The organism is Sphingomonas sp. Leaf17 (assembly GCF_001421505.1).
Lineage (GTDB): Bacteria > Pseudomonadota > Alphaproteobacteria > Sphingomonadales > Sphingomonadaceae > Sphingomonas.
The window spans coordinates 123915-147944 of the sequence record NZ_LMKL01000005.1 but is presented as its reverse complement, the minus strand read 5'-3'; the positions used below and the strand labels follow the sequence as shown (position 1 = coordinate 147944).

The 24030-nt window shown below is 67.1% G+C and carries 19 protein-coding genes and 2 tRNA genes; 7 read left to right on the top strand and 14 right to left on the bottom strand.

The window, feature by feature from the left end; genetic code table 11:
* Position 1 precedes the first annotated feature (1 nt).
* The 7 genes from ASE75_RS07665 to aroA form a co-directional block, all read right to left on the bottom strand.
* Positions 2-427 carry a DUF4112 domain-containing protein gene (locus ASE75_RS07665; RefSeq protein WP_082463859.1) on the bottom strand — a complete coding sequence of 142 codons (426 nt, stop codon included), beginning with the start codon at positions 425-427 and terminating at the stop codon, positions 2-4.
* On the bottom strand, positions 424-1845 hold the full coding sequence (locus tag ASE75_RS07660; RefSeq protein WP_235512551.1) for an ABC transporter substrate-binding protein: 1422 nt from the start codon (positions 1843-1845) through the stop codon (positions 424-426). Before ASE75_RS07660 ends, ASE75_RS07665 begins: the two co-directional genes overlap by 4 nt.
* A gap of 14 nt (positions 1846-1859) precedes the next feature.
* Positions 1860-1943: transfer RNA gene (locus ASE75_RS07655), tRNA-Leu, on the bottom strand.
* Between the two features lie 63 nt (positions 1944-2006).
* On the bottom strand, positions 2007-2285 hold the full coding sequence (locus tag ASE75_RS07650; protein ID WP_055931442.1) for an integration host factor subunit beta: 279 nt from the start codon (positions 2283-2285) through the stop codon (positions 2007-2009).
* A gap of 190 nt (positions 2286-2475) precedes the next feature.
* Positions 2476-4194, bottom strand: coding sequence for a 30S ribosomal protein S1 (gene rpsA / locus ASE75_RS07645; RefSeq protein ID WP_055931439.1), 1719 nt, complete (start codon positions 4192-4194; stop codon positions 2476-2478).
* Between the two features lie 289 nt (positions 4195-4483).
* The gene (gene cmk / locus ASE75_RS07640) at positions 4484-5107 is read right to left on the bottom strand and encodes a (d)CMP kinase (protein WP_055931437.1); all 624 of its coding nucleotides are present in this window, start codon (positions 5105-5107) and stop codon (positions 4484-4486) included.
* The gene (gene aroA, locus ASE75_RS07635; protein WP_055931434.1) at positions 5104-6480 is read right to left on the bottom strand and encodes a 3-phosphoshikimate 1-carboxyvinyltransferase; all 1377 of its coding nucleotides are present in this window, start codon (positions 6478-6480) and stop codon (positions 5104-5106) included. The genes cmk and aroA overlap by 4 nt, the downstream gene beginning before the upstream one ends.
* A 119-nt stretch (positions 6481-6599) precedes the next feature.
* Between aroA and ASE75_RS07630 the strand changes: the two genes are divergently transcribed.
* The 3 genes from ASE75_RS07630 (at position 6600) to ASE75_RS07620 (ending at position 7665) form a co-directional block, all read left to right on the top strand.
* A complete protein-coding gene (locus ASE75_RS07630; protein WP_055931430.1) occupies positions 6600-6920 on the top strand; it encodes a TIGR02300 family protein in 321 nt (106 codons plus the stop codon).
* 138 nt (positions 6921-7058) lie between these two features.
* A tRNA-Ala gene (locus ASE75_RS07625) sits at positions 7059-7134 on the top strand.
* Positions 7135-7263: 129 nt separating this feature from the next.
* Complete coding sequence (locus tag ASE75_RS07620) at positions 7264-7665, top strand: acyl-CoA thioesterase (RefSeq protein ID WP_200922327.1); 402 nt, start codon at positions 7264-7266, stop codon at positions 7663-7665.
* Between the two features lie 71 nt (positions 7666-7736).
* Here the strand turns inward: ASE75_RS07620 and ASE75_RS07615 are convergent, their stop codons facing one another.
* The 3 genes from ASE75_RS07615 to ASE75_RS07605 all read right to left on the bottom strand — a co-directional run bounded on the left by ASE75_RS07615 (position 7737) and on the right by ASE75_RS07605 (position 10383).
* A complete protein-coding gene (locus ASE75_RS07615; protein WP_055931425.1) occupies positions 7737-8192 on the bottom strand; it encodes a YaiI/YqxD family protein in 456 nt (151 codons plus the stop codon).
* 8 nt (positions 8193-8200) lie between these two features.
* A complete protein-coding gene (locus tag ASE75_RS07610; RefSeq protein ID WP_055931422.1) occupies positions 8201-9940 on the bottom strand; it encodes a DEAD/DEAH box helicase in 1740 nt (579 codons plus the stop codon).
* Positions 9941-10200: 260 nt separating this feature from the next.
* Positions 10201-10383, bottom strand: a complete 183-nt coding sequence (locus tag ASE75_RS07605; protein ID WP_055931419.1) for a hypothetical protein — start codon at positions 10381-10383, stop codon at positions 10201-10203.
* Between the two features lie 176 nt (positions 10384-10559).
* Between ASE75_RS07605 and ASE75_RS07600 the strand changes: the two genes are divergently transcribed.
* The 4 genes from ASE75_RS07600 to ASE75_RS07585 all read left to right on the top strand — a co-directional run bounded on the left by ASE75_RS07600 (position 10560) and on the right by ASE75_RS07585 (position 16852).
* Positions 10560-12161, top strand: a complete 1602-nt coding sequence (locus tag ASE75_RS07600) for an MFS transporter (protein ID WP_200922326.1) — start codon at positions 10560-10562, stop codon at positions 12159-12161.
* On the top strand, positions 12158-13306 hold the full coding sequence (locus tag ASE75_RS07595; RefSeq protein ID WP_055931416.1) for an HlyD family secretion protein: 1149 nt from the start codon (positions 12158-12160) through the stop codon (positions 13304-13306). The genes ASE75_RS07600 and ASE75_RS07595 overlap by 4 nt, the downstream gene beginning before the upstream one ends.
* Positions 13303-14676 (top strand): efflux transporter outer membrane subunit, encoded by a 1374-nt coding sequence (locus ASE75_RS07590; protein WP_055931413.1) that lies wholly within the window; start codon positions 13303-13305, stop codon positions 14674-14676. Before ASE75_RS07595 ends, ASE75_RS07590 begins: the two co-directional genes overlap by 4 nt.
* 73 nt (positions 14677-14749) lie before the next feature.
* Positions 14750-16852, top strand: coding sequence for a M3 family metallopeptidase (locus ASE75_RS07585; RefSeq protein WP_055931410.1), 2103 nt, complete (start codon positions 14750-14752; stop codon positions 16850-16852).
* Between the two features lie 95 nt (positions 16853-16947).
* Here the strand turns inward: ASE75_RS07585 and ASE75_RS07580 are convergent, their stop codons facing one another.
* Genes ASE75_RS07580 through ASE75_RS07565 form a run of 4 tightly spaced genes read right to left on the bottom strand, consistent with a single transcriptional unit; the run spans position 16948 to position 23978 of the window.
* Complete coding sequence (locus tag ASE75_RS07580; RefSeq protein WP_082463857.1) at positions 16948-19026, bottom strand: glycoside hydrolase family 97 protein; 2079 nt, start codon at positions 19024-19026, stop codon at positions 16948-16950.
* On the bottom strand, positions 19023-20648 hold the full coding sequence (locus tag ASE75_RS07575) for an alpha-amylase family glycosyl hydrolase (protein ID WP_055931407.1): 1626 nt from the start codon (positions 20646-20648) through the stop codon (positions 19023-19025). Before ASE75_RS07575 ends, ASE75_RS07580 begins: the two co-directional genes overlap by 4 nt.
* Before the next feature lies 1 nt (position 20649).
* Positions 20650-22479 (bottom strand): alpha-amylase family glycosyl hydrolase, encoded by a 1830-nt coding sequence (locus tag ASE75_RS07570; RefSeq protein ID WP_082463856.1) that lies wholly within the window; start codon positions 22477-22479, stop codon positions 20650-20652.
* Positions 22476-23978, bottom strand: coding sequence for a tryptophan halogenase family protein (locus ASE75_RS07565; RefSeq protein WP_055931404.1), 1503 nt, complete (start codon positions 23976-23978; stop codon positions 22476-22478). The genes ASE75_RS07570 and ASE75_RS07565 overlap by 4 nt, the downstream gene beginning before the upstream one ends.
* Positions 23979-24030: the final 52 nt, after the last annotated feature.

Genomic DNA, 24030 nt, shown 5'->3' with positions numbered 1-24030 from the left:
CTTACCCGGTGACGGTGACCGTCGCCGGGTGATGCTTGTCCAGATGCCGCTTGATGATCCGCAAATTGCGGGTGTTCGACCGGAACAGGAAGTCGGCCGCGTCGCCGACGAACGGGATCAGGCCGATCGCGGTGTCGAACGCGACATTGCCGCCCATCCGCGCCAGTTGCAGTTTCGACATGCCAAGATTGCGCGCCTCCCAGATCATCCAGCTGCCCATCGCCGCGCCGAACACGTCGCCCAGCACCGGAATCAGCCCGATGATGGCGTCCAGGCCGACGGGCCGGTTGATGCCGGGGATGACGAAGGCCCGCTCCATCATCGCCTCGATCGCCACGACGCGGGCGCGGATGGCGGCGGGATCGCGACCGACCGGCATGCGGTTCAGGACGTCCATGGGGTCGATGCGGGTGGCGCGCTGGGTCATGGAGCGGAGTTGGGGTCGCTGCGCAGCCGATTCAACGGGTGCCATGCGCGCGTGTTGGCCTGCCACTGGCTGAGGCGCGGTGCGACCAGCGACCAGCGCAGCGGCCGGGCGATCGGGATGAAGGGGACATCGTCGACGATCAGCACATCGGCTTCGGCGATTCGGGCCGCGCGGTCGGCCATGGTCGGGGCCTGTCGCGCCTCGTCCAGCTTGGCGGTCGCGGCCGCGCCGCAAGGCTGGCAGGCGGTGGCAAGATACCAGCGCGCGCTGTCATAGGGCGCGACCGCGTCGACCAGCCGCAGGTCGGCGTCGGCGTCGATCGCGACCCGGTCCGCCCCGACGCCGATCCGCCGGAGCGAAGCGGCAATCTGCGCATAGAGCAATGTTCCGCCCGGACCCGCCGGCATTGCGATCCGCAGTCGTACCGGACCGCCGGTCCAGTTGGCGACGCGCGCGGCGGCCCCCGCCTGACGCTGGGCCTGATCGAGCAACGTCCAGCCGGGCACGGCCGGGGGGCGGGCCGAGTCGAGCGTGTCGGGCAGGATGCGGTCGGTGCCCTCCCATGCCGGTGCGACGGTGGACGTCACCGCACCCCGGTCGATCGCCTGGGCCAGCGCACCGCGATTGAGCGCATCGCCAAGGAAGCCCTCACGCGACACGATCGCCAGCCCGAACAGCCCGGCCGCCGGGTCGATCCGCAGGTCGGCGGGGGCGATGCGGACGGTGGCCAGCAGCGGCCAGTCGGCAAAGGAGCCGCCTGTCACCAGATCGGCCCGGCGCTGCACGAAGCGGACGATCGCCCGCGCCGCGCGTTCGCCGATCAGCCGTACGTCCTCCTCGGGCACCGCTTCACGCTGGTCTTCGGGATCGGCCATATTGGGGTCGAAGGCCGGCCGCAGCGCGACCGACCCCTGCTGGACGCCCGAAATACGGAATGGTCCCGATCCGATCGTCGGGCGGCGACGCGCAATCGCCAGTTCGGGCTGCGCGAACAGCTTCAGCAGGTCGGGTCGCGGATGCCGCAGCCGGACCTCGATGACCTGCGGCGTCATCACCACGATTTCGTCGACGGCGGTCAGGAACGGGGCGAGCGGCCCGCTCCCGCGAAGGCTCATGCGGCGGCGCAGGATGGTCGACACCTGTTCGGCGGTGACCGGGCTGCCATCGGCCCATTGGGCTTCACGCAGCCGGAATATGTAACTTGTGCCCTGGTCGATCACGATCCAGCGTTCGGCAAGCCCCGGCTCGATCTGTCCCGCGGCATCGAAGCGGACCAGCCCCTGCGCGGTCGAATCGACCAGCAGGCGTGCAGGCGGGGGCAGGGGGTCGCGCAGCAGGCCGGTGGGCGCTGGACCGATCGCACTGACGACCACGGCACCGGTGTCGGGTCGGCGGTCGCAGCCGGCCGTGAGCAGCAACAGGGTCGTCAGGATGGTGCGGACGGCGGGACTTGAACCCGCACTCCGATGGAAACCGATTTTAAGTCGGCAGCGTCTACCGATTTCGCCACGTCCGCACACGCCGCAAGGACAAGCCCAGCGCGACGCGCAGGTCAAGCCGGGATATGCCTGTTCCGCGATCAGACGTTGAGGCGGAGGCGCATTTCCTTGCCGGGTTTGAAATAGGGGACGCGCTTGGCGTCGACCTCGACCACTTCGCCGGTGCGCGGGTTGCGGCCGTTGCGGGCATCGCGCGCGCGGGTGGAAAATGCTCCAAATCCGCGCAATTCGACCCGGCCATTGGCCGCCAGTCGTTCGGTGATCTCGTCGAAGAACGTCGTTACGATCGCCTCGACGTCACGCGGGGAAAGGTCGGGATGGGCCGTCGCGAGCGACTGGACCAGTTCAGATCGTATCATCCTGCGCCTGTGCCTCCTCGCCTCGACCGGCGGGATGCCGGCTCGAAGATCGTTACGCCCCCGCCTGATACAGGTTATGGCGACACGAGGATAGGACCGAAACGACGTTAATCTCAGTTTGAGACATTTGTACGCGTCGGCGTACCGAACCGGCATGCGGGGTGAACCCGCATGCCGGCCGAACCGATACTTACTTCTTGGCGTCGTCCATGCGGGCCTTAAGGGCCTCGCCGAGGATGTCGCCCAGCGACGCGCCCGAATCGGACGAGCCATACTGTGCCACGGCCTGCTTCTCTTCCGAGATCTGCATGGCCTTGACCGAGAAGGTCGGCTTCTTGGACCGGTCGAAACCGGTGACCATCGCGTCGAACTTCTGGCCGACCTGGAACCGCTCGGGGCGCTGCTCGTCGCGGTCGCGGCCGAGATCGGTACGCTTGATGAAGCCGGTCGCGCCATCGTCGCCCGCCTGCACTTCGAGACCCGCATCGCGGACTTCGAGAACGGTGACGGTCAGGATCGCGTTCTTGTTCAGCTTGTCGCCTGCTGCCGCAACACCGGCGACCGACGGGCCACCGCGCTCCAGCTGCTTCATGCCAAGGCTGATACGCTCCTTCTCGGCGTCGATGTCGAGGACCACGGCCTGAACCGTCTCGCCCTTGCGATGCAGGTTGAGGGCATCCTCACCCGACACGCCCCAGGCGATGTCCGACATGTGGACCATGCCGTCGACATCGTTGTCCAGACCGATGAACAGGCCGAACTCGGTGGCGTTCTTGACTTCGCCCTCGACGGTCGAACCGATCGGATGGGCCGCGGCGAACGCATCCCACGGATTGGCCTGCGCCTGCTTGAGGCCGAGGCTGATGCGGCGCTTTTCCGAATCGACCTCCAGGACCATGACCTCGACTTCCTGCGAAGTCGAAACGATCTTGCCCGGGTGGACGTTCTTCTTGGTCCAGGACATTTCCGAAACGTGGACCAGACCCTCGATGCCCGGTTCCAGCTCGACGAACGCACCATATTCGGTGATGTTCGTGACGCGACCCGACAGCTTGGCGCCGATCGGATACTTCGCCATCGCGCCATCCCAGGGATCGCTCTCCAGCTGCTTCATGCCGAGGCTGATGCGCTGGGTGTCCTTGTTGATGCGGATGATCTGAACCTTGACGGTGTCGCCGATGTTCAGAACCTCGCTCGGGTGACCGACGCGCTTGTACGACAGATCCGTCACATGCAGCAGGCCGTCGATGCCGCCGAGGTCCACGAACGCACCATAATCGGTGATGTTCTTGACCACGCCGTCGATGACCTGACCTTCGGCCAGGCTCAGGATCAGGCCCGAACGCTGCTCGGCGCGGGTTTCTTCCAGCACGGCGCGACGCGATACGACGATGTTGCCGCGCTTGCGGTCCATCTTCAGGATCTGGAACGGCTGCGGAATGTCCATCAGCGGCGTTACGTCACGCACCGGGCGGATATCGACCTGCGAACCGGGCAGGAACGCGACGGCACCGTTCAGGTCGACGGTGAAGCCACCCTTCACGCGGCCGAAGATCACGCCTTCGACGCGCGCGGTCTTGGCGAATTCGGTTTCCAGCTTGTCCCATGCGGCTTCGCGACGTGCGCGATCGCGCGACAGCATCGCTTCGCCATGCATGTTCTCGACGCGGTCGACATAGACCTCGACTTCGTCGCCGATCTTCAGGTCGGCCTTCTGGCCGGGGGCGGCGAATTCACGCAGCGGCACGCGGCCTTCGGACTTCAGGCCGACGTCGATGACGGCCATGTCGTTTTCGATGCCGGTAACGGTGCCGTGCACCACGCGTCCCTCGAAGCTGTCGGCGCCGCCGAACATGTCATCGAGCATCGCTGCGAAATCATCGCGCGTAGGAGTGGGCTGGGTAGCCATAGGGTTGGAGTGTCCTCAGGTTTATCTGTTTCCGGCCAAGCGGTTGGTTCCGCTGGTCTTGGCTGAAAACGCCGCGGCGACCCCATGCCGGTCGCGGCATCCGTGGGGCTGGGACACGCCGGGGAAAACAATGCGCTTCATGCGAAAAGGGCGCAGGAGGCATAGCCATCCGCGCCTTCCCCCGCGAGCACCGGCTCACTGGACCGCAATGTCATAGGGCGAAAGCGCCGCCGATACAAGCAGCCGATACTGGCAGCCGACACTGGCAGCCGATATTGCCCGGTACCGGTCAGCCCGCGCGCCGGGCATCCACCAGGGCGATCGCCTTCTTCACGCTCGTCTCGATCGACAGGAAGCTGGTGTCGAGCAGCGCGGCATCGGCGGCCATGACCAGCGGGGCGGCCGATCGCCCGGAATCCCGCGCATCGCGCGCGCGGATATCGGCCAGCACCTTGTCGAAGCTGACGCCCGAGCCGCCGGCCTGAAGCTCCTTGTGACGGCGTTGCGCGCGGATCTGCGGCGTCGCCTTCACGAACAGCTTGGCATCGGCGTCGGGCGCGATCACCGAACCGATGTCGCGCCCGTCGAGCACGGCGCCACCCGGCTGGCGCGCAAACCGCTTCTGCCGCTGAAGCAGGGCGGCGCGCACGAGCGGATGCGCCGACACCAGCGACGCACGCTGGCCGACCTCGTCGCTGCGCAGCGCCGGGTCGGCCAGCAGGGCATCGTCGAAGTCGCAGGCGGCGACGGCGTCGGCCTCGACACACGGGTCCAGCCGCATCGTCTGCACGGTCATCGCGACCGCGCGGTAGAGCAGCCCGGTGTCGAGATGCGGCAATCCGTAATGGCGTGCGAGGGCGCGGGCGATGGTGCCCTTGCCCGAGGCGGCGGGTCCGTCAACGGCGATAATCATGCTGGTTGCTGCGCCTCGTTGTTCGTCAGCCCGGTATCCGTCAGCCGGGTATCCGTCAGCATCGCGAGCGAGTCAAAAAAGGCCGGATAGCTGGTCGCCACCGGTGCGATATCGTCGATCGTGATCGCGGCCGCGGCGGCAAGTCCGGCGACGGTCATGCTCATTGCGATCCGATGATCCAGTTTCGAGGCGACCCGCGCGCCGCCGGGAATGGCCGTCCCGCCGCTGCCGTCGATCTCCAGGCCGTCGTCATGCTCGCGGCAGACGACGCCGCAGGCGGTCAGGGCGGTGGCCATGGTCGCGATCCGGTCCGATTCCTTGACGCGCAGTTCGTGCGCGCCGCGCGCGATCGTGGTGCCGGTCGCATAGGACGCCGCCACGAACAGCACGGGATATTCGTCGATCATGCTGGGCGCGAGGTCGGCCGGTACGGTAATCGCGGTCAGCGGGGCGTGGCGGACGCGCAGGTCGGCGACCGGCTCGCCGCCGACGGTGCGCGGGTCCAGTTCGGTGATGTCCGCGCCCATCATCTGCAGCGCGGTGATAAGGCCGGTGCGGGTCGGGTTCAGCCCGACATTGCGGACGATCAGGTCGGACCCCGGCACGATCGACCCGGCGACCAGCCAGAAGCCGGCGGACGACGGATCGCCGGGCACGACGATATCCTGCGGGGTCAGCTCGGCCTCGCCGGTGATCGCGATGACCTTACCTTCTGGGCTGTCCTCGACGCTCAGATGCGCGCCGAAGCCCTGGAGCATCCGCTCGCTGTGATCGCGTGTGGCGACCGGCTCGATCACGCGGGTGATGCCCGGCGTGTTGAGGCCGGCGAGCAGGATCGCCGACTTCACCTGTGCCGAGGCGATCGGCAGCGTGTAGGTGATCGGCACCGCCGGGCAGATGCCGCGCACCATCAGCGGCAATGTGCCGCCGGGGCTGGCCGTGATGTCGGCGCCCATCGTCGACAAGGGCGCGATGACGCGGCCCATCGGCCGGCCCGAGAGCGACGCGTCGCCGATGAAGGTCGCGGTGATCGGGTGGCTGGCGACCAGTCCCATCAACAACCGGGTCGAGGTGCCCGAATTGCCCATGTCGAGTGCGGTTTCGGGTTGCAGCAGCCCGCCGACACCCACGCCGTCGATCACCCAGGTGCCGTCGTCCTCGCGCACGATCGTCGCGCCCATGGCACGCAGGGCGGCCGCGGTAGCAAGGACGTCCTCACCCTCCAGCAGGCCGGTCACGCGGCTGGTGCCGACCGCGAGCGCCGAGAACATCAGCGCGCGGTGGCTGATCGACTTGTCGCCGGGAACCGCGATTGATCCGGTCAGCGGACCCTGGGGCGCGCTGGCGTGGGGCTGGGGTGTGTCATGGGCCATCGGCGCGGGCTTTTGACAGTGCGGTCCCGCTATGGCAAGGCGCGGGCAACTTTCGTGGGCGGCACTTTTGTGTCCGGCCGGAAATCACCACAGTCCATATCCGAAAGGTAGCAGGCGGCATGATCAAGCCGGAATGGGGTACGAAGCGTTCGTGCCCGAAATGCGCGACGCGTTTCTACGACCTCGAAAAGGACAATCCCGTCACCTGCATCAATTGCGGGCACGCGTGGGAGCCGGAACCGATCCTGAAGTCGAAGCAGCCGCTGCCGTTCGAGGTGGTCAAGGCCGACACCAAGAAGGACGACGCCGACCTGGGTGCCGACGACGAAGAACTGGCCGTGGCCGCCGACGACGAGGAACCCTCGGCCGACGACGAGGTCGATCTGGGCGGTGACGACGATCTTGGCGTCGAGGCGCCGGTCAACGACGACGATCATTGAGTCGTCGCGGCGGCGGTGTTCCGCGGTCCGGTCGGACCGGACGGGAACACCGCCGCCGCAAAGTTTTTCGGGCAAGTGCGATATGATGCTTGCCAAGGTTGGCGACCCCGGCTAGGGACGCGCCTCCCGGGAAGAAATGGGGCCGTAGCTCAGCTGGGAGAGCGTTCGCATGGCATGCGAAAGGTCAGGGGTTCGATCCCCCTCGGCTCCACCACTTCTTCCCCGGATGATGAATTCGCCGTTCTGACGGCATCATCCAAATCTATCCTCACCCATCGCAAATCTTCGCCGCCTGACCGAGCCTGGCATCGCCAGCGTCGTCGCGGTCTGCTACATGACGTCTGTGTCACACAGCATCCCCCACAGCTTCCCGATCGGCATTGATCCGGCCGACATCGACTTCATGGGTCATGTCAACAATGCCAGCTACCTGAAATGGGTGCAGGCGGCGGTCATCAGCCACTGGCAGCGCATCGCGCCGCCCGACGCGGTCGCCGCCCATCTGTGGGTCGCGCTGAAGCACGAGATCACCTATCGCAAGCCGGCGTTCCTGGACGACGATGTCGTGGCCACCGTTCTGCTGGAAAAGGTGCAGGGCGCGCGCGCGTTCTACGACACCGTCATCAAGCGCGGCGAGGACGTCATCGCCGAGGTCAAGTCGAGCTGGTGCTGCCTGGACGCGCAGACGCTGCGGCCGGCGCGGCTGGCGGCGAGCGTGGTGGAGCGCTTCTTCCCCAAGGGGTGAGGGGGCAGACGTTCACGGTCCCCCCAAGCCCGTCATTGCTTCGCTACGCTCGCAATGACGCAAACAGGGTTTCAGCCGCGCTTCAACCGCACCAGCGCCGCGTCCAGCGCCGACAGGAAGCGTGAGCGGTCGGTCTTGGCGAACGGGGCGGGGCCACCCACCGCATCGCCGCCGGCGCGCAGGTCGGCCATGATCGCGCGGACGGCGACCGCGTTGCCGATCGAGCTATGGGTAAACGGCTTGCCGGTGGGCGACACGACCGTCGCGCCGGCCTTCAGGCACCGATCGGCGAGCAGGATGTCGGCGGTGACGACCACGCAATGCGCGTCGGCGGTGTCCGCGATCCAGTCATCGGCCGCGTCGAACCCGTCGCTGACGACGACCCGGTCGATCAGCGGATGGGCCGGGATGCGGAAATGCGCATTGCTGACGATGGTCGCCGGCACCTCATGGCGCCAGGCGACCTTGTAGATCTCGTCCTTGACCGGGCAGGCGTCGGCATCGACGAGGATACGGACGCCCGCCACGGACAGGCTTACTGACCCTGCGGACGGCGTGCGCGCATCGTCGGACGGGTGGGGGCACCACCGCGCTGCGGCGGGCCGCCCTCGCGACGCTGCGGTGGGCGACGGTCGTTGCTGCCGCCACGCGGCGCACCGCCCTGCGGCAGGTCGGGCTTGCCCTGGATCGCCTCGATCGCGACGTCATCGGCCTCCTCGGGGCTGCTGCGCGAGAGGCCGGCGACGAACCGCTGCGACGCCACGCGCGGGATCTCAAACATCGTCTCGTTCTGACCGATGCGGATCGCGCCGATCTCGTTCTTGGTGATGTGCCCGCGACGGCAGATCAGCGGCAGGATCCAGCGCGCATCCGCGTTCTGGCGACGGCCGATGTTCATGCGGAACCAGACGGTATCCTCGAACCCGGCGCGCGGCCCGTCGTTGCGCTCGGGGCGCTGGGCGGCACCCTGGTCGAGCATTTCCTCCGGCACCGGCATCGCGTTGCGGTGCGCGTGGACCAGCATCGCCGCGATATCCTCGGGGCTGCGTTCGGCCATCAGGCGCTCGGCCAGCGCGCGATCCTCGTCATCGACCTCGACCGGCTGGAGCAGCGCGACGATCAGGCGTTCGCGGTCGTTGGCGCGAATGTCGTCGGGCGACGGCACCGGTACCCACTCTGCGTTGATCTTGGCCCCGCGCAGCATCATATCGACGCGGCGACGGCGCTGATAGGGCACGATCAGCACGGCGGTGCCCTTCTTGCCCGCGCGACCGGTACGGCCCGAGCGATGCTGGAGCGTCTCGGCATCGCGCGGCATTTCGACATGGACGACCAGGCTGAGCGTCGGCAGATCAATGCCGCGCGCGGCAACGTCGGTGGCGACGCAGACGCGGGCGCGCTGATCGCGCAGCGCCTGAAGTGCGGCGTTACGCTCGTTCTGGCTGTGCTCACCCGACAGCGCGACGGCGGCAAACCCGCGCTCGATCAGGCTGGCATGCAGGTGGCGGACATTGTCGCGCGTGGCGCAGAACAGCATCGCCGTTTCCGCCTCGTGAAAACGCAGCAGGTTGATGACCGCATGTTCGATGTCGGACGGCGCGACGGCCATCGCCTGATAGGTGATGTCGCCGTGGCCGCGATCCTCGCCGACGGTCGAGATCCGCAGCGCGTCGCGCTGATAGCGCTTGGCGAGGGCGACGATCGGGCGCGGCATGGTCGCCGAGAACATCAGCGTCCGGCGCTCGGGCGGCGAGGCGTCGAGGATATGCTCCAGATCCTCGCGGAAGCCCATGTCGAGCATCTCGTCCGCCTCGTCGAGCACGGCGACCTTCAGCGCCGACAGGTCGAGGGCGCCACGCTCCAGATGGTCGCGCAGGCGGCCCGGCGTGCCGACGACGATATGCGCGCCGTGGCTGAGGCTGCGACGCTCCTTCGAGGCGTCCATGCCGCCGACGCAGGTCGAGATACGGGCACCGGCCTTGGCATAGAGCCACATCAGTTCGCGGCTGACCTGCAACGCGAGTTCGCGGGTCGGGGCGATGATGAGCGCCATCGGCAGACGCGGCGGCGGCAGCTGACCTTCCTCGCCGAGCAGTTCGCCGGCCATCGCCAGACCGAATGCCACGGTCTTGCCGGAACCGGTCTGGGCGGAGACGACCATGTCGCGGCCGATCGCCTGCGGTTCAAGGACAGACGCCTGAACCGGGGTGGGGGCTTCGTATCCGCGTTCGGTCAGCGCGCTGGACAGCAGGGGGGGTAGATTCGAAAAGGGCATGGGCCTCCGGGGTGGACCGCCAAACGCGGTCGAAAACGGCTCCGGGGCCGGCTGCACCAGTGCGCAGACGTGTCATCGGTACCGTCAAATTACATGGGTCGCCGGACGCACCGGCAACATCGAAGCGGCCGCCTACACCAGAATGCGGCAAAAAGCGAGTGGTGTGTTCGTGGCGTGTTCAAGGACGGGAAATCGTCAATCGCCCCTGGATACCGCGCCGTCACCCCCGCACAGGCGGGGATGGCGACGCGGTATATCCTTCAGCGCAGTTTGGCGATCGTCAGGCCGTCGGCCTTGGCGCGATCCTTGGTCGATTCCTCGCTGCGGGTCAGGGCTTTGGCGATCGCCTTCAGCGGCATGCCCTTCTTGGCGAGCAGGTTCAGCTTCTGGATCTCGTCCGGTTTCCACGGCTGGCGGTGGCGTTCAAACTTGTCGTCGCTCATGGTCGTTCGTCCATCATCATGTCCCGGGCGAAATAGGCGCGTCCGGGCGATCCGGCAATGTAGCCGGTCGGCGTACGGCGTCGGATGCAAATACTGCAACGAGGCTGTCCTATCATGCGCTTGTCAGCGTCGCGGGACCGGCATAGCTGATGGCGGTGCAGAGGATGTTGGACAGGGTGAGGACGAGCCGTAAGGCTCGGGCGGCGATGGCCGACTACAGCTTCGCGCCCCACGAACAGCCGACCTTTCCCGGATCGCCCTATAACCCCGCACACGCGACGTGGCGTCGCGTGGTGTACGGCCTGGTCGCGGTGGTCATGGCCCTGACCATGACCTTCGGCTACGCGCTGGTGACGATCAACATCCAGGCGCTGGCGGGGGGACTCGACATCTATGTCGCCGATGCCGGCTGGCTCACCGCCGCCTATGTCGGCACCAACGCCTGCGCGAACCTGTTGCTGGTCAAGGCGCGGCAGCAGTTCGGGATCCCCGCCGTCTCGCACACGCTGCTGATCGTCTATGCCGGCGCGACCGTGTTTCAGGTGCTGGTGCCCGGGTTCGGTTCGGCGCTGATGGTGCGCGCGGTCGACGGGATGACGGCGGCGGCGCTGTCGACGCTGACGCTGTATTACCTGATCCAGATGGTACCGGCCAAGTTCCGGCCGATCGCACTGCTGCTGGGGGTCACCCTGCCGCAGTTCGGATCGCCGCTGGCGCGGATGGTGCCGGTGGAAATGCTGGTGGCGGGGAACTGGCACGGGCTGCACCTGATCGAGCTTGGCCTTGCGCTGGCCGCGCTGGCGGCGATGTGGGCGGCCCCCCTGCCGCCCAGCCAGCAGCACAAGGCGTTCGAGAAGCTGGACCTGGTCACGGTCGCGCTGTTCCTGCCGGCGATGTGGCTGATCTGCGGCGTGCTGGCATCGGCGCGGCTGCTATGGTGGACCGACACGCCGTGGCTGGGATGGGCGCTGATGGCGGCGGTGCCGCTGGTCGTCGGCGTCCTGCTGATCGAACTGAACCGCAAGAACCCGCTGATCGACCTGCGCTGGATAACCAGTCGCGACATGGCCCGGTTCGCGATCGTCGCGTTCCTGATGCGGCTGATCCTGTCCGAACAGAGCGTCGGCGCGATCGGCCTGATTACCGCCGCCGGGCTGAACACCGACCAGACGCACCGGCTGTTCGGGGTCGTGATGGCGGCGATGGTGGCGGGGGCGGTGACGGCGGTGCTGACCGCCTCGCCGAAAAGTCCGCCCTATCAGGTGATGGTCGCCGCGCTGATCGTGACGCTGGCCGCGTGGATGGACAGCGACGCGACCGCGCTGACCCGTCCGGCGCAACTGATGGTCAGCCAGGCGATGGTCGGGTTCGCCACCATGCTCTTCATCGGCCCCTGCCTGCTCTACGGGTTCATGCGACTGATGGAGCGCGGGGCGACCGTGCTGGTCAGCCTGGTCGTGCTGTTCAACCTGACGCAGAATCTGGGCGGCCTGCTGGGCGCGGCGCTGTTTGGCACCTATCAGGTCGCGCGGACCCGCGTCCACGCGCTGGCCATGTCCGAACACCTGCTGGGCAGCGACCCGCAGGTCGCCGCAAGGCTGGCACAAGGCCCCGGTGCGCTGTCGGCCGCGCTGACCCAGCAGGCGACGATCATGGGCTTCAACGACATGTTCCGCGTCATCGCGCTGCTGGGTATCGTCACCTTCTGCGTGATCCTGTTCTTCCGTCTCTCCAACCGTGTCCGCCAGAAACGCGCGGCCCTGGGACCAGCCACATGACCGATACCGCCGCCCCGGCACCCGCCCCAGCCACACCCGCGCCCGCACCCGCACCCACAGATGCAGCCGAAACGCCCGCGACCGCCGGGCCGCGCCGGACCTGGCGGCCGGCACCGCGCCATCCGGTCGCCGGCGTCGTCATCATCCTGATCGCGATCGCGGCGTTGCTGGCGATCGCCGCGGCATGGAAGCTGCCGCCGTTCGGGGCGGGCGACGAGGTGACGCAGAATGCCTATGTCCGCGGCCGTACCACCGTGATCGCCCCGCAGGTGAGCGGCTATGTGGTCGCAGTCGAGGTCCGGGATTACGCGCAGGTGAAGGCCGGGCAAGTCCTGGCGCGGATCGACGACCGGATCTACCGCGCGAAGGTGGCGCAGGCGCAGGCCAATGTCGACGCGGCGCTCGCCTCGCTGGCCAACAGCCGGCAGAGCCAGGCGTCGCGTGCGGCCGGCGTACTGAGCCAGTCGGCGGCGCTCGCCTCGGCTAAGGCGCAGTTGCTGAAGGCGCGGGCGGACATGGCCCGTGTCGACGATCTGGTCCGCGACGGTGCCGTGTCGCAGCGTGAACGCGACCAGACGCTGGCGGCCTTGAGGGCGGCAGAGGCGACCGTGCGTCAGGCGGGGGCGGCCGGCGAGATCGCGCGCCAGGACGTCCGCACGGTGCAGGTCGGCCGCAGCGGGCTGGAGGCGCAGGTCGAGGCTGCGCGTGCGCAACTCCATCTCGCGCAGATCGACCTTGGCAATACCGTGATCCGCGCCCCCGAGGCCGGGCAGGTCGGCGAGGTGGGTGTGCGGCTGGGGCAATATGTGACCAACGGTACGCAGCTGCTGCAGATCGTACCCGCCGACCGCTGGATCATCGCCAATTTCAAGGAAACACAGACCGCGAAGATGGCCCCCGGCCAGCCGGTGTCGCTGGTCGTCGACGGTCTGGGCGATGCGGTGCTGAAGGGTCATATCGAGCGACTGTCCCCCGCCGCGGGATCGGAGTTCGCGGTGCTGAAGCCGGACAATGCGACGGGCAATTTCGTGAAGGTGCCGCAGCGGATCGGCGTGCGGATCACGGTCGATCCCGGCCAGCCGCTCGCGGCGCGGCTGCGGCCCGGCATGTCGGTCGAGGCGCGCGTGGACACGAGCGCCCGATGACGCGGTCGATCCTGATCCTGGCGCTGATGGCCAGTGCCTGTGCCGGACCACGGCCGATGGCGCCGGGCGCCGCCTCGGTCGCGCCGCCGGCCGGATGGCGCACGGGCGGCACCGCCGATACCGTGATCGCGACCGAATGGTGGCGGACATTCGGCGATCCTGTTCTCGCGCGGTTGATCGAACAGGCGCTGGCGAACAATCCGGATATTGCGACGGCGGCGGCGCGGGTCGAGGAAGCCCGGGCCGGCGTGCTGGCGGCGCGTGGCGCGCAACTGCCGGCGATCGGGGTCGGCGGCGGCCCCGTCGAGCAGCGTGCGATCAATCCGTTCGGCGTGCCCGTCGACCAGACGATCGGGCAGGTGCAGGCGACGGTGTCCTACGACTTCGACCTGTTCGGCCGGTTGCGGAACCAGACGGCGGCGGCGCGCGCGACGTTGCTGTCGGCGCAAGCGGCACGCGATACCGTCCGTCTGGCGATCGCGACCTCGACGGCCAGCGCCTACATGACGTTGCGGTCGCTCGATGCCCGGCTGGCGGTGTTGCGAGAGACATTGGCGGCACGCGCGGAATCGCGACGGATCGCGCGGCGGCGGTTCGACGTCGGCTATTCGTCGCGATTCGAACTGGCGCAGGCCGATGCCGACTACCGCGCGACCGAACAGCTGATCCCGGCCGCCTTGCTGGCGATCACGCGGACCGAGGATGCGATCAGCGTCCTGACCGGCACGTCGCCGCGCGCGATCGAACGCGGGGTCGCACTCGACCGGCTGGCCCTGCCGCCGATCACCGCGCCGGTGCCGGCATCGGTCCTGCGCTGCCGGCCGGATATCGCGCAGGCGGAGGCGCAGATCGTTGCCGCCGATCGTTCGCTGGATTCCGCGCGCGCGGCGTTCATGCCGAACATCGCGCTGACCGGGTCGGGCGGGTTCGTTGTGTCGAGCCTGCTCGCCAATCCGGTCAGCATCTTTTCGATCGGTGCCAATGCGTTGCAGCCGATCTTTCAGGGCGGGCGGCTGCGCGCGCAGGCGGATGCGGCGGCGGCCCGGCGCGATCAGGCGGCATTCGCCTATCGCAAGGCGGCACTGGGCGCGTTTCGCGACGTCGATGACGCGCTGGCCGGGGTGCGCCGATACGACGAGCAGGAACGCGCGTTGGCGGCGCAGCGTGATGCGGCGGCACTGGCGCTGAAACTGGCGACCGAACGCTATCGCAGCGGCTATTCGGCCTATCTCGAACAGGTCGACGCACAGCGCGGATTGCTCGCGACCGAACTGGCACTGGTGCAGGCGCGCGCCGACCGGCTGACGGCGGCGGTGACGCTGTACCAGGCGCTGGGCGGCGGCTGGGGGGTGCCGTCCACCGCGCCGTGATGGGGTGCCGTGACGGGTTGGCGGCGGGCGTGAAGCGCGTATGCTGTGCCGCCTGTCACCCCCGGAGTACTGCATGCATCCGATTTTCGCCGCCGCCTCCACCATCCTGCTCGCCTCCCCGGCGCTGGCCAGTCCGCAGGTGGGGGTTGCTACCGCCAACCCGCTGCTCGCCGACTGGACCGGTCCGTCTGGCGGGGTGCCGCCGTGGGACAAGGTGAAGCCCGAGCTGTTCCCGCAGGCGTTCGACACGACGATGGCGGAACGCGCGGCGGAGTATCGCGCCATCGCCGACAATCCCGCCAAGCCGACCTTCGCCAACACGATCGTGCCGATGCAGACGGCGGGCGCGCGGTACGGCCGGGTCATGACCCTGTTCGGGGTGATGACCGGCAACATGAACAGTCCGGCCTATCAGGCGCTCGACCGGGAATGGTCGCCGCGCTTTTCCGCCGCATCGGACGCGATCACGTTCGACCCCAAACTCTTCGCGCGGATCGCCGCGATCTATCAGGCGCGCACTACAAGCGGGCTGAATGCGCAGCAGCAGCGGCTCGTGACCCGGATGTACGACAGCTATGTCCGCCAGGGGGCCAGACTGACCCCGGCGCAAAAGGTTCAGCTGGGTCAGTATAATCAGCAGCTTGCGCGGGCATTCTCGAATTTTTCCGAAAAACTGCTTGCCGATGAGAGTACCGCGATCAGCGTCACCGACGAAGCGCAGCTTGCCGGGTTGCCCGCCAGCGTGAAGGCCGTCGCAAAAGCGGCGGCGGTCGAACGTAAGTTGCCCGGCTGGGCGATCGTCAACACGCGGTCGGCGGTGGACCCGGTGCTGACCTACGCCACCGACCGGGCTTTGCGCGAGAAGGTCTGGCGCGCGTTCGTCGGGCGTGGCGACAATGGCGATGCCAATGATACCAACGCGACGATCGCGGCCATCGTGAAACTGCGTGCCGACCGTGCGCACCTGCTGGGTTTTACGACGCATGCCGACTGGCGGATGCAGGACACCATGGCGAAGACGCCGGCGGCGGCGATGGACCTGATGATGCGGGTGTGGCCGGCGGCGAAGGCGCGCGTGGCCGAGGAGGTGGCCGACATGCAAAAGATCGCCGGCACGTCGCTGACGATCGAGCCGTGGGACTATCGCTTCTATCAGGAAAAGGTGCGCAAGAGCCGCTATGATCTCGATCAGGCGCAGCTGAAGCCGTATTTCGAGCTGAACAACATCATCCAGGGTTCGCTCTATGCCGCCAACCGGCTGTACGGGCTGACGTTCAAGGAAATCACCGGCACCGTGCCCGTGTTCGAGCCGAACATGCGGGTGTGGAGCGTGACGGACCGCGCAGGGAAACCCGTGGGCCTGTTCTACCGCGACGATTTCGCGCGGACGGGCAAGCGGTCGGGCGCGTGGGCCAACACCTATCGCAGCCAGCGTGGCCTGCCGCCGGCGCAACTGGTGCTGTCGTCCAACAACAACAACTTCGCCAGGGGCGCGGCGGGCGAGCCGGTGCTCATCAGCCTCGACGACGCGCAGACGCTGTTCCACGAATTCGGCCACGCGATCCATGCGATGCTGCAGAACGTGTATTATCCCGGCCTCGCGGGGACGCCGCGCGATTTCGTGGAATATCCCAGCCAGGTGAACGAGCATTGGCTGCTGACCCGCGACGTGCTCGACAAATATGCTCGCCATTACCAGACCGGCGCGGCGATGCCGCAGGATCTGCTCGACAAGGTCGAGACGTCGCGCACCTTCAATCAGGGGTTCGCGACCGCCGAATATCTGTCGTCGGCGATCGTCGACATGAAGATCCATACCGTGCCCGACGGCGTGATCGACCCCGATGCGTTCGAGGCGAAGACGCTGGCCGCGATCGGCATGCCCAAGGAACTGGTGATGCGTCACCGGGTGCCGCAGTTCCAGCACCTGTTCTCGTCGGACAGCTATTCCGCGGGCTACTACAGCTATCTGTGGTCCGAAACGATGGACGCCGACACCTTCGCCGCGTTCGAGGAGGCGGGCAGTCCGTGGGACAAGCCGACCGCGGACCGGTTCGCCACCCTGTTGCTGTCGACCGGCAACGAAACCGACCGGGCCGAGGCCTATCGCGCCTTCCGTGGCCGCGACCCGGACGTGAATGCGTTGTTGAAGAAGCGGGGTTTTCCCGTGCAGTAACGACCTCGTCATCCCGGCGCGCGCCGGGATCCAGAGCTGCAAGGGGTATCCCTCGTGGCTCTGGATCCCGGATCAGGTCCGGGATGACGGTTGCGTTACCGGCCCGCCTTCAGACGGATGGCCTGCCCGCCGCCGGGGGCCAGCGCGATGACCATCGTATCGCCCTTGCGGACCGTTTTCGTCTCGATGGTGATCGCGTGACGCGCCGCGGTGCGGTAATCCGCGTTCGGCCCGTCGCGATAGATTTGCGCGGTGTAGGTTTTGCCGGGATCGAGGAAATCGAGCGTGATGGTCATCGACCGCGGGTTCTCGTCGGTGACGCTGCCGATATACCAGTCATCGGACTTCATATCCTTGCGCGCGAAGGTCGCGTAATCGCCGACCGCGCCGTTCAGGACGCGGGTGTCGGACCAGTCGGTCGGCACGTCCTTGATGAACTGGAAGGCGGCCGGATATTTCGCGTAATTCTCGGGCGTATCGGCGGCCATCACGACCGGCGAGTACAGCACGACGTAAAGCGCCAGCTGCTTGGCGATGGTCGACAGGATATCGCTGTCATCCGACCCCTTCAGGCTGAGGACGCCCGGCGTGAAGTCCATCGGCCCGGCGAGCATCCGGGTGAAGGCAAGGTTCGCCTCATGCTCGGGCGGGTTCTTCACCGTCCAGCTGTTATATTCCATGCCCCGCGCACCTTCGCGAGCGACCCAGTTGGGATAGGTGCGACGCAGGCCGGTGTCCTTGAACGGCTCGTGGCTGTCGATCGACACCTTGTACTTGGCGGCGGTCTGCACGACGCGCAGATAGTGGTTCGACATCCACTGCCCCTCGTGCCACTCGCGCTTGCGGGTGCCGTCGGCGTCAACACGCTCGATCTGGCCGGCGTCGGTGACGTAGCCAGTCTTCACGACCGGCTCGCCGTGGTCGCGGGCAAAGGCGAACGCGCTGTCGAGCTGGCTGTCGTAATGGCTGGCTGATCCGCCCGTTTCGTGATGGCCGATCAGATAGACGCCCTTCGACTTTGCGTAGTCCGCCAGATACTTGGCGTCGAAATCCGGCGTCGGTTGCGAGAAGTTCATCGCATTGCCGTTGCCGAACCAGTCGCCGTCCCAGCCGACGTTCCAGCCCTCGACCAGTACGCCCGGAATCTTGTTGGCGCTGGCGAAGTCGATGTAGGTCTTCACATTGGCGTTGGTCGCGCCATGCTTCGGACCCGTCGCCCAGGTCCACTTGCCGGTAATCATGTTCCACCACACACCGACGAATTTGCCGGGCTTGATCCACGACACGTCACCCAGTTTGTTGGGTTCGTTGAGGTTCAGCTCCAGGTGGCTCATGTAGAGACCGGGCGCGTCGTCCGAGATAATCATCGTCCGCCACGGTGTTGCGAACGGCAGGTCGCGGCTGACCTTGGCGGCGCCTGCGCCCGGCATCAGCACGGCCTTCAACGTATTACCCTCGACCTTGGCGACCTGCATCCCCGAATAATCGACCAGCGCCGCCTCGTGCAGCGCGACGTGCGTGCCGCTGGCCAGCTTCAGCGTCATCGGCGTCTGTGCGGTGCCGACGTCCTTCAGCGGGGTGGTGTTGTAGAGATATTCCTCACGGTTCCACTCGAACGCGGGGATCCACCATGCCGTCGCCTGATCGGCAAAGGCGAACTGGGTCAGTTCCTCCGCGATATTGGCATGAGTCAGGTTGGGCTGTGCGGGCAGTTCGTAGCGAAAGCCGACCCCGCTGTCCTCGACCCGGAACACGATGTCCATCATCCGGTGCAAGCTGGTCGCCTCGGTCACGCGGACGCGCAGTTCCTTGTGATTGTTGCGGATCGTCTTCCATTCGCCATACGGCTGCGTCCAGCTGGTGTCGGACTTCGTCTCTTTCGCCGAAGTGATCTGCATGTTGCGATCGAGCTTGGGCTGGTCGGTCAGCAGGAAGCCGAGCCGCGACGGCGCGACGATCAGTTCGCCCTTGCGCGTTACCGAATAGACCGTGTGGCCTTCGGGATCGGTCGCGACGGTGACGACGATGTTGCCGTCGGGCGAGGTCACGGTCGCGCTGGGGATGACGACCGGCGGCTGTGGCTTGATCGTCTCGTTGACGGTCGGCGCGTCCTGTGCGGTCGCGCCGGTGGCGAGCAGGGTCAGCGCGAGCGCGGTGGATGCGAGAAATTTCATGATGCAATCCTTTCGGCGACGATTGCGCCGTATCCATTGAAATGCCAGCTATTCACGTCGTTTACGACTTCCAGCTGCCGCCAGGTATCAGGGTCGATCGGCCGCCAGATGGTCGGTTCCGGCCCCATGTTGAACGCACAGAGCAGGGTCTGGTCCGCAACGCGGCGTTCGAATACGAGCATCGTGGCTCCGACCTCGACCAGCGTCAGGTCCCCCGCAGCCAGTGCCGGGTTGTCGCGACGCAGCGCGATGAGCCGGCGGGTCAGGTGGAGCAGGGCACGAGGATCCGCCTCCTGCCGGTCGACGGCCAGCGGAATATGCTCCGGGCCGACCGGCAGCCACGGCGTGCCCGATCCGAAGCCGGCATTGGGCGCGTCGGCGATCCAGGGCATTGGCGTCCGCGCGCCATCGCGCGACAGGGTGAGCGGCCAGTTCGCGATCGCCTCGGGGTCCTGAAGCAACTCGAAGGGGACGTCGACCTGCGGCAGGCCCAGTTCCTCGCCATAATATAGGAACACATTGCCGCGTAAGGACAGCAGCAGCAGCATCTTCATGGCGGCGAAGGCGGTGCGGTCGGTCGCCCCCCACCGGGAAATGGCGCGCGGGGCATCGTGGTTCTCGAACGCCCAGCTTGGCCAGCCAGCCGCCGCATCCTCGGGCCAGACGCGGGTCGAGGCGGCGACGGTCTGCGGGTCGAGCGCGGGCGCGTAGAGGAAGTCGAAGCTGTAGGCGCTGTTCAGCCGCGTTTCGCCGGCGGTGAACAGCTTCATCTCGCGTTCGCTGTCGTCCCCGCCGACCTCCGCCACGGTGAACCGGTCGCCATAGGTGTCGAGCAAGGCCCGGATCCGTTCGAGGAACAGCGGGATGTCGGCGTGGCTCTGATTGTTGACCTTCAGCTGGAAGTCGAACGGTCGGGTGCGGACGCGGTTCGTCGGCGGGGCTGGCGGGTTATCGGTCAGCGCCGGTTCGTGCATCGTGAAATTGATCGCATCGAGCCGGAAACCGTCCACGCCGCGGTCGAGCCAGAACCGCGCGGTGTCGATCAGTTCATCTTGAACTTCGCCATTATGAACATGGAGTTGCGGCTGTTCCTTCAAGAAGTTGTGAAGATAATATTGCCGGCGACGGGCATCCCAGGTCCAGGCCGGGCCGCCGAAGACCGACTGCCAGTTCGACGGCGGGCTGCCATCGGCCTTGGCATCGGCCCAGACATACCAGTCGGCCTTGGGGTTGTCGCGGCTCGATCGGCTTTCGGTGAACCAAGGATGCTCGTCGCTGGTATGGCTGTAGACCTGGTCGATGATGACCTTCAGCCCCAGTTTGTGGGCGCGTGCCATCAGGGCGTCGAAATCGACGAGCGTGCCAAAGATCGCATCGACATCGCGATAGTCCGCAACGTCATAGCCGAAATCCTTCATCGGCGATGTGAAGAACGGGGACAGCCAGATCGCGTCGACCCCAAGACTGGCGACGTATGGGAGATGCGCGGTGATGCCGTTCAGGTCGCCGATCCCGTCGCCGTTGGAGTCGGCAAAGGAGCGCGGATAGATCTGATAGATCACCGCGCCCTTCCACCAGGGGCGGTCGGGCAGGGCAGCGGGCAGGCGATCGGTCTGGGGCATGTCAGTTCTTCTCCGCAGCGCACACGGTATAGCCGAATGCGGGCAGGGTCAGCATCACGCTGCCCGGTGCCGCCGCACGGGGGGCGCAGCGTCCGGCCAGCGTCGTAAAGCGCGTGGAGGCGGTGTCCACCTCCACCGCCTGGGTGATCGGCGCAGGCGTCGTGTTGAAGGCGATCAGCACTTCGCGCCCCGTGGTCGGGTCGAACCGCGACACCGCGAACAGGCCGGGTGCGTCGCCGGCCGCGCGGAGCATCTGACGGCCACGGGTCAACGCGGGAGTGGTGGTCCGCAGCCGGGCGAGCATCGCGATCTGACGGTAGAGCGGGTGGCGCGGGTCGAAGCTGGCGGTCGCCGTCGTCTTGCTGGTGCCGACGAGCGCGTTGTCGTTGTAGACCGCGACGCGGCTGGCGAACATGTCCTCGCGCGCGTCCTGATCGTTGCCGTCGCCGGCAAACCCCTGCTCATCGCCCGAATAGATCGTGGGGACGCCGCGCAGGAGCATCAGCATCGCGTTGCCCAGTTCGACGCGCGACAGGATTTCCGCATCCGAGGCTTGGGGGTTGCCGAGGCGGACGTCGCGGGCGAAACGGCCGTGGTCGTGGTTGCCGGTGAAGGTCGGCAGGATCGCCGCCGTGTCCTCACCCCTGGCGTAGAGCACGTCGCCCTCGAACAGGCTGGCCAGCACGCTGGTCGGCTTGTTTTCCCCCACGACCTGCTGGATTGCGGTCTGGAACGCGAAGTCGAGGACGGCCGGATAGCTGGCGATCCTGGTCCAGCGTGCGAGATAGCCCGGCTCCATGCCCGACGTGACTTCGCCGAAGATATGGAAGTTCGGGATGCCGCGTGCGGCCGCGCGGGCCTGCATCGCGGGGACGAAGCTGCGCCAGAAAGCGGGGTTCACGTGCTTGGCGGTATCGACCCGGAAGCCGTCGACGCCGTAACGGTCGATCCAGCCGCCGAAAATGTCGATCATGCCGGCGATCACGCGTGGGTTTTCGGTCATCAGATCGTCGAGGCCGGAGAAATCGCCCATCGTCGAGCTTTCGCCGGCAAAGGTCGAATTGCCGCGATTATGATAAAGCGTCACGTCGTTCAGCCATGCCGGAGTCTTCGCCTGTGCCTCGCCGGCGGGTACATAGGGGGTGTAGGCATAGGACGGGTTGGTCAGTTTGGCGAAATTGGCGGGGGTCTGCACGTCCTCACCAGCGAAGCCGGGGTTGATCGGCTTGCCCGACACGCCGCCCTTGCGCTGATAGGGGTATGTTGCCCGGTCGCGATAGGGACAGGGCGTGCCCTCGCCGCATTCGTGGAATTGGATCACGTCGGCGGTGTGGTTGACGATAATGTCCATATAGACCTTCATCCCCCGGCCATGCGCGGCGTCGACGAACGCCTTCATGTCGGCCTCGGTCCCCAGATGCGGGTCGACGCGGGTGAAGTCGGTGATCCAGTAGCCGTGATAGCCGGCGGACTCCCGACCCTTCGCGCCCTGCACCGCCTTGTTCTGGAAGATGGGGCCAAGCCAGATCGCGGTCGCCCCGAGCGACTGGATATAGTCCAGCCGCTCGGTCAGCCCCTTCAGGTCACCGCCGTGATAGAAGCCCTTGTGGGTCGGATCGAAGCCGGTGGTTAGCGGCCCGCCGGACAGGCCGCCGCGATCGTTCGACGGGTCGCCATTTTCGAACCGGTCGGGCAGCACGAAATAGATGACCTCGTCCTGCGGCAGGCGGGCGCGGTAGTCCCGCGTCACCGCCGGTGCATCGGCGGCGGCCGCGACGGGTGTCGCAAGGGTGGTCGCGGCCAGCAGGGCGGCGGCAAGGCGTAAGGTCATGCGGGAAGGCTCCGGTTCGGGGCGGCGGCGAGCGCGCGCAGCAGGTCGGCATGGGCGGGCAGGCTGGTGGCGACACGCGCGGCCATCGTCGCTGCGGTATTGAGGAAAACGGACAGATCGTCGGACGCGACCTGATCGGCCAGCGGGTGCCAGGCATCGGGCAGGATATCCTGACCGATCAGCACCTGCGTCCAGCCGGCTTCGGTAAACAGCTCATCGTCCTCCCGCGACACTTGCGCCCGTTCGCGCCACAGCGCCAGTTTGGCTGTCAGATCTTTGGGCAGCGCCATGGCGCGCGCCGCCCGCCACATCGGTTCGTCGCGGCGGTTGGCGTGGTAGTGGAGGATCAGGAAATCGCGGATCCGGTCATATTCGCGGTGCGTCTGGCGGTTGTAGGCATGGCGGGCGGCGTCGTTGGTCCCCGGGCCGGGCAGGTTTTGCAACAACCGGGCGATCGCGGTCTGGACGAGGTGGATGCTGGTCGATTCCAGCGGCTCCAGAAACCCGCTCGCCAGCCCGATCGCGATGCAGTTGTGCGACCAGAACGCGCGCCGCTTGCCCGCCGTGAAGCGTATAGGGCGCGGATCGCCAAGCGCGGCACCGTCGAGATTGCCGAGCAAGGTGGCGGCGGCCTCGTCGTCGCTGAGGAACGCGCTGGCATAGACCAGCCCGTTGCCGGTCCGGTGCTGAAGCGGGATCCGCCATTGCCAGCCGGCGGCGCGCGCGGTCGCGCGGGTATAGGGCACGGGATCGGCGACACGGGCGCAGGGTACCGCCATTGCCCGGTCGCAGGGCAGCCAGTACGACCAATCGTCGAACCCCACATCCAGCGTCCGGCCGAGCAGCAGCGCGCGAAACCCCGTGCAGTCGACGAAGAGATCGCCCGCCACGCGGCGCTGATCGTCGAGCGTGACGGCGGTAATATCGCCGGTGGCGGCGTCGCGATCGACCGCGACGACCCGCCCCTCGGTCCGCTTCACGCCGCGCGCCTCGGCCAGCGTGCGAAGATAGCCGGCATAAAGGCCGGCGTCGAAATGATAGGCATAGGGCAGGGGCGTCGGTCCCCGCGCCGGGGCGTGGCGTCCGGCATAGGCGGCGGTGATGTTCGGGGCATAGTCGCCGAACGGTTGTACCTTGGCCTTGGCGTTCGCGCGCAGCCAGTACTGGTGGAAGCCGATCAGGCCAAGCGGCCGTCCGACCGCGCCGAAGCCGTGCATGTAGCGGGCGTTCGGGGTGGTCCAGCCGGCAAACTCGATGCCAAGCTTGATCGTGCCCTTTGTGGCGCGCAGGAAATCGCCCTCGTCGATGCCAAGCGCGGCGTTGAACAGGCGGATCTGCGGGATCGTCGCCTCGCCGACGCCGACCGTGCCGATCGCATCGCTTTCCACCAGCCGGATGGTCCAGCCAGCCTCCAGGAAGCGCGCGAGCATCGCCGCCGCCATCCATCCGGCCGTGCCGCCGCCAACGATCACGATCGTCCGGTTCGCCGTCTCGGTCATGATCGAAGCCTCCAGCGCTGTCCCCGTCCGCCCGGTGCCGGACGGGGACGAT

What these genes read in the sequence shown, in the direction of transcription:
- ASE75_RS07565 (WP_055931404.1), bottom strand. Translation starts at nt 23,978, where the DNA reads ATGACCGAGACGGCGAACCGGACGATCGTGATCGTTGGCGGCGGCACG.
- rpsA (WP_055931439.1), bottom strand. Translation starts at nt 4,194, where the DNA reads ATGGCTACCCAGCCCACTCCTACGCGCGATGATTTCGCAGCGATGCTC.
- ASE75_RS07595 (WP_055931416.1), top strand. Translation starts at nt 12,158, where the DNA reads ATGACCGATACCGCCGCCCCGGCACCCGCCCCAGCCACACCCGCGCCC.
- ASE75_RS07590 (WP_055931413.1), top strand. Translation starts at nt 13,303, where the DNA reads ATGACGCGGTCGATCCTGATCCTGGCGCTGATGGCCAGTGCCTGTGCC.
- ASE75_RS07580 (WP_082463857.1), bottom strand. Translation starts at nt 19,026, where the DNA reads ATGAAATTTCTCGCATCCACCGCGCTCGCGCTGACCCTGCTCGCCACC.
- ASE75_RS07570 (WP_082463856.1), bottom strand. Translation starts at nt 22,479, where the DNA reads ATGACCTTACGCCTTGCCGCCGCCCTGCTGGCCGCGACCACCCTTGCG.
- ASE75_RS07630 (WP_055931430.1), top strand. Translation starts at nt 6,600, where the DNA reads ATGATCAAGCCGGAATGGGGTACGAAGCGTTCGTGCCCGAAATGCGCG.
- ASE75_RS07605 (WP_055931419.1), bottom strand. Translation starts at nt 10,383, where the DNA reads ATGAGCGACGACAAGTTTGAACGCCACCGCCAGCCGTGGAAACCGGAC.
- ASE75_RS07665 (WP_082463859.1), bottom strand. Translation starts at nt 427, where the DNA reads ATGACCCAGCGCGCCACCCGCATCGACCCCATGGACGTCCTGAACCGC.
- ASE75_RS07610 (WP_055931422.1), bottom strand. Translation starts at nt 9,940, where the DNA reads ATGCCCTTTTCGAATCTACCCCCCCTGCTGTCCAGCGCGCTGACCGAA.
- ASE75_RS07585 (WP_055931410.1), top strand. Translation starts at nt 14,750, where the DNA reads ATGCATCCGATTTTCGCCGCCGCCTCCACCATCCTGCTCGCCTCCCCG.
- aroA (WP_055931434.1), bottom strand. Translation starts at nt 6,480, where the DNA reads ATGGCCCATGACACACCCCAGCCCCACGCCAGCGCGCCCCAGGGTCCG.
- ASE75_RS07575 (WP_055931407.1), bottom strand. Translation starts at nt 20,648, where the DNA reads ATGCCCCAGACCGATCGCCTGCCCGCTGCCCTGCCCGACCGCCCCTGG.
- cmk (WP_055931437.1), bottom strand. Translation starts at nt 5,107, where the DNA reads ATGATTATCGCCGTTGACGGACCCGCCGCCTCGGGCAAGGGCACCATC.
- ASE75_RS07650 (WP_055931442.1), bottom strand. Translation starts at nt 2,285, where the DNA reads ATGATACGATCTGAACTGGTCCAGTCGCTCGCGACGGCCCATCCCGAC.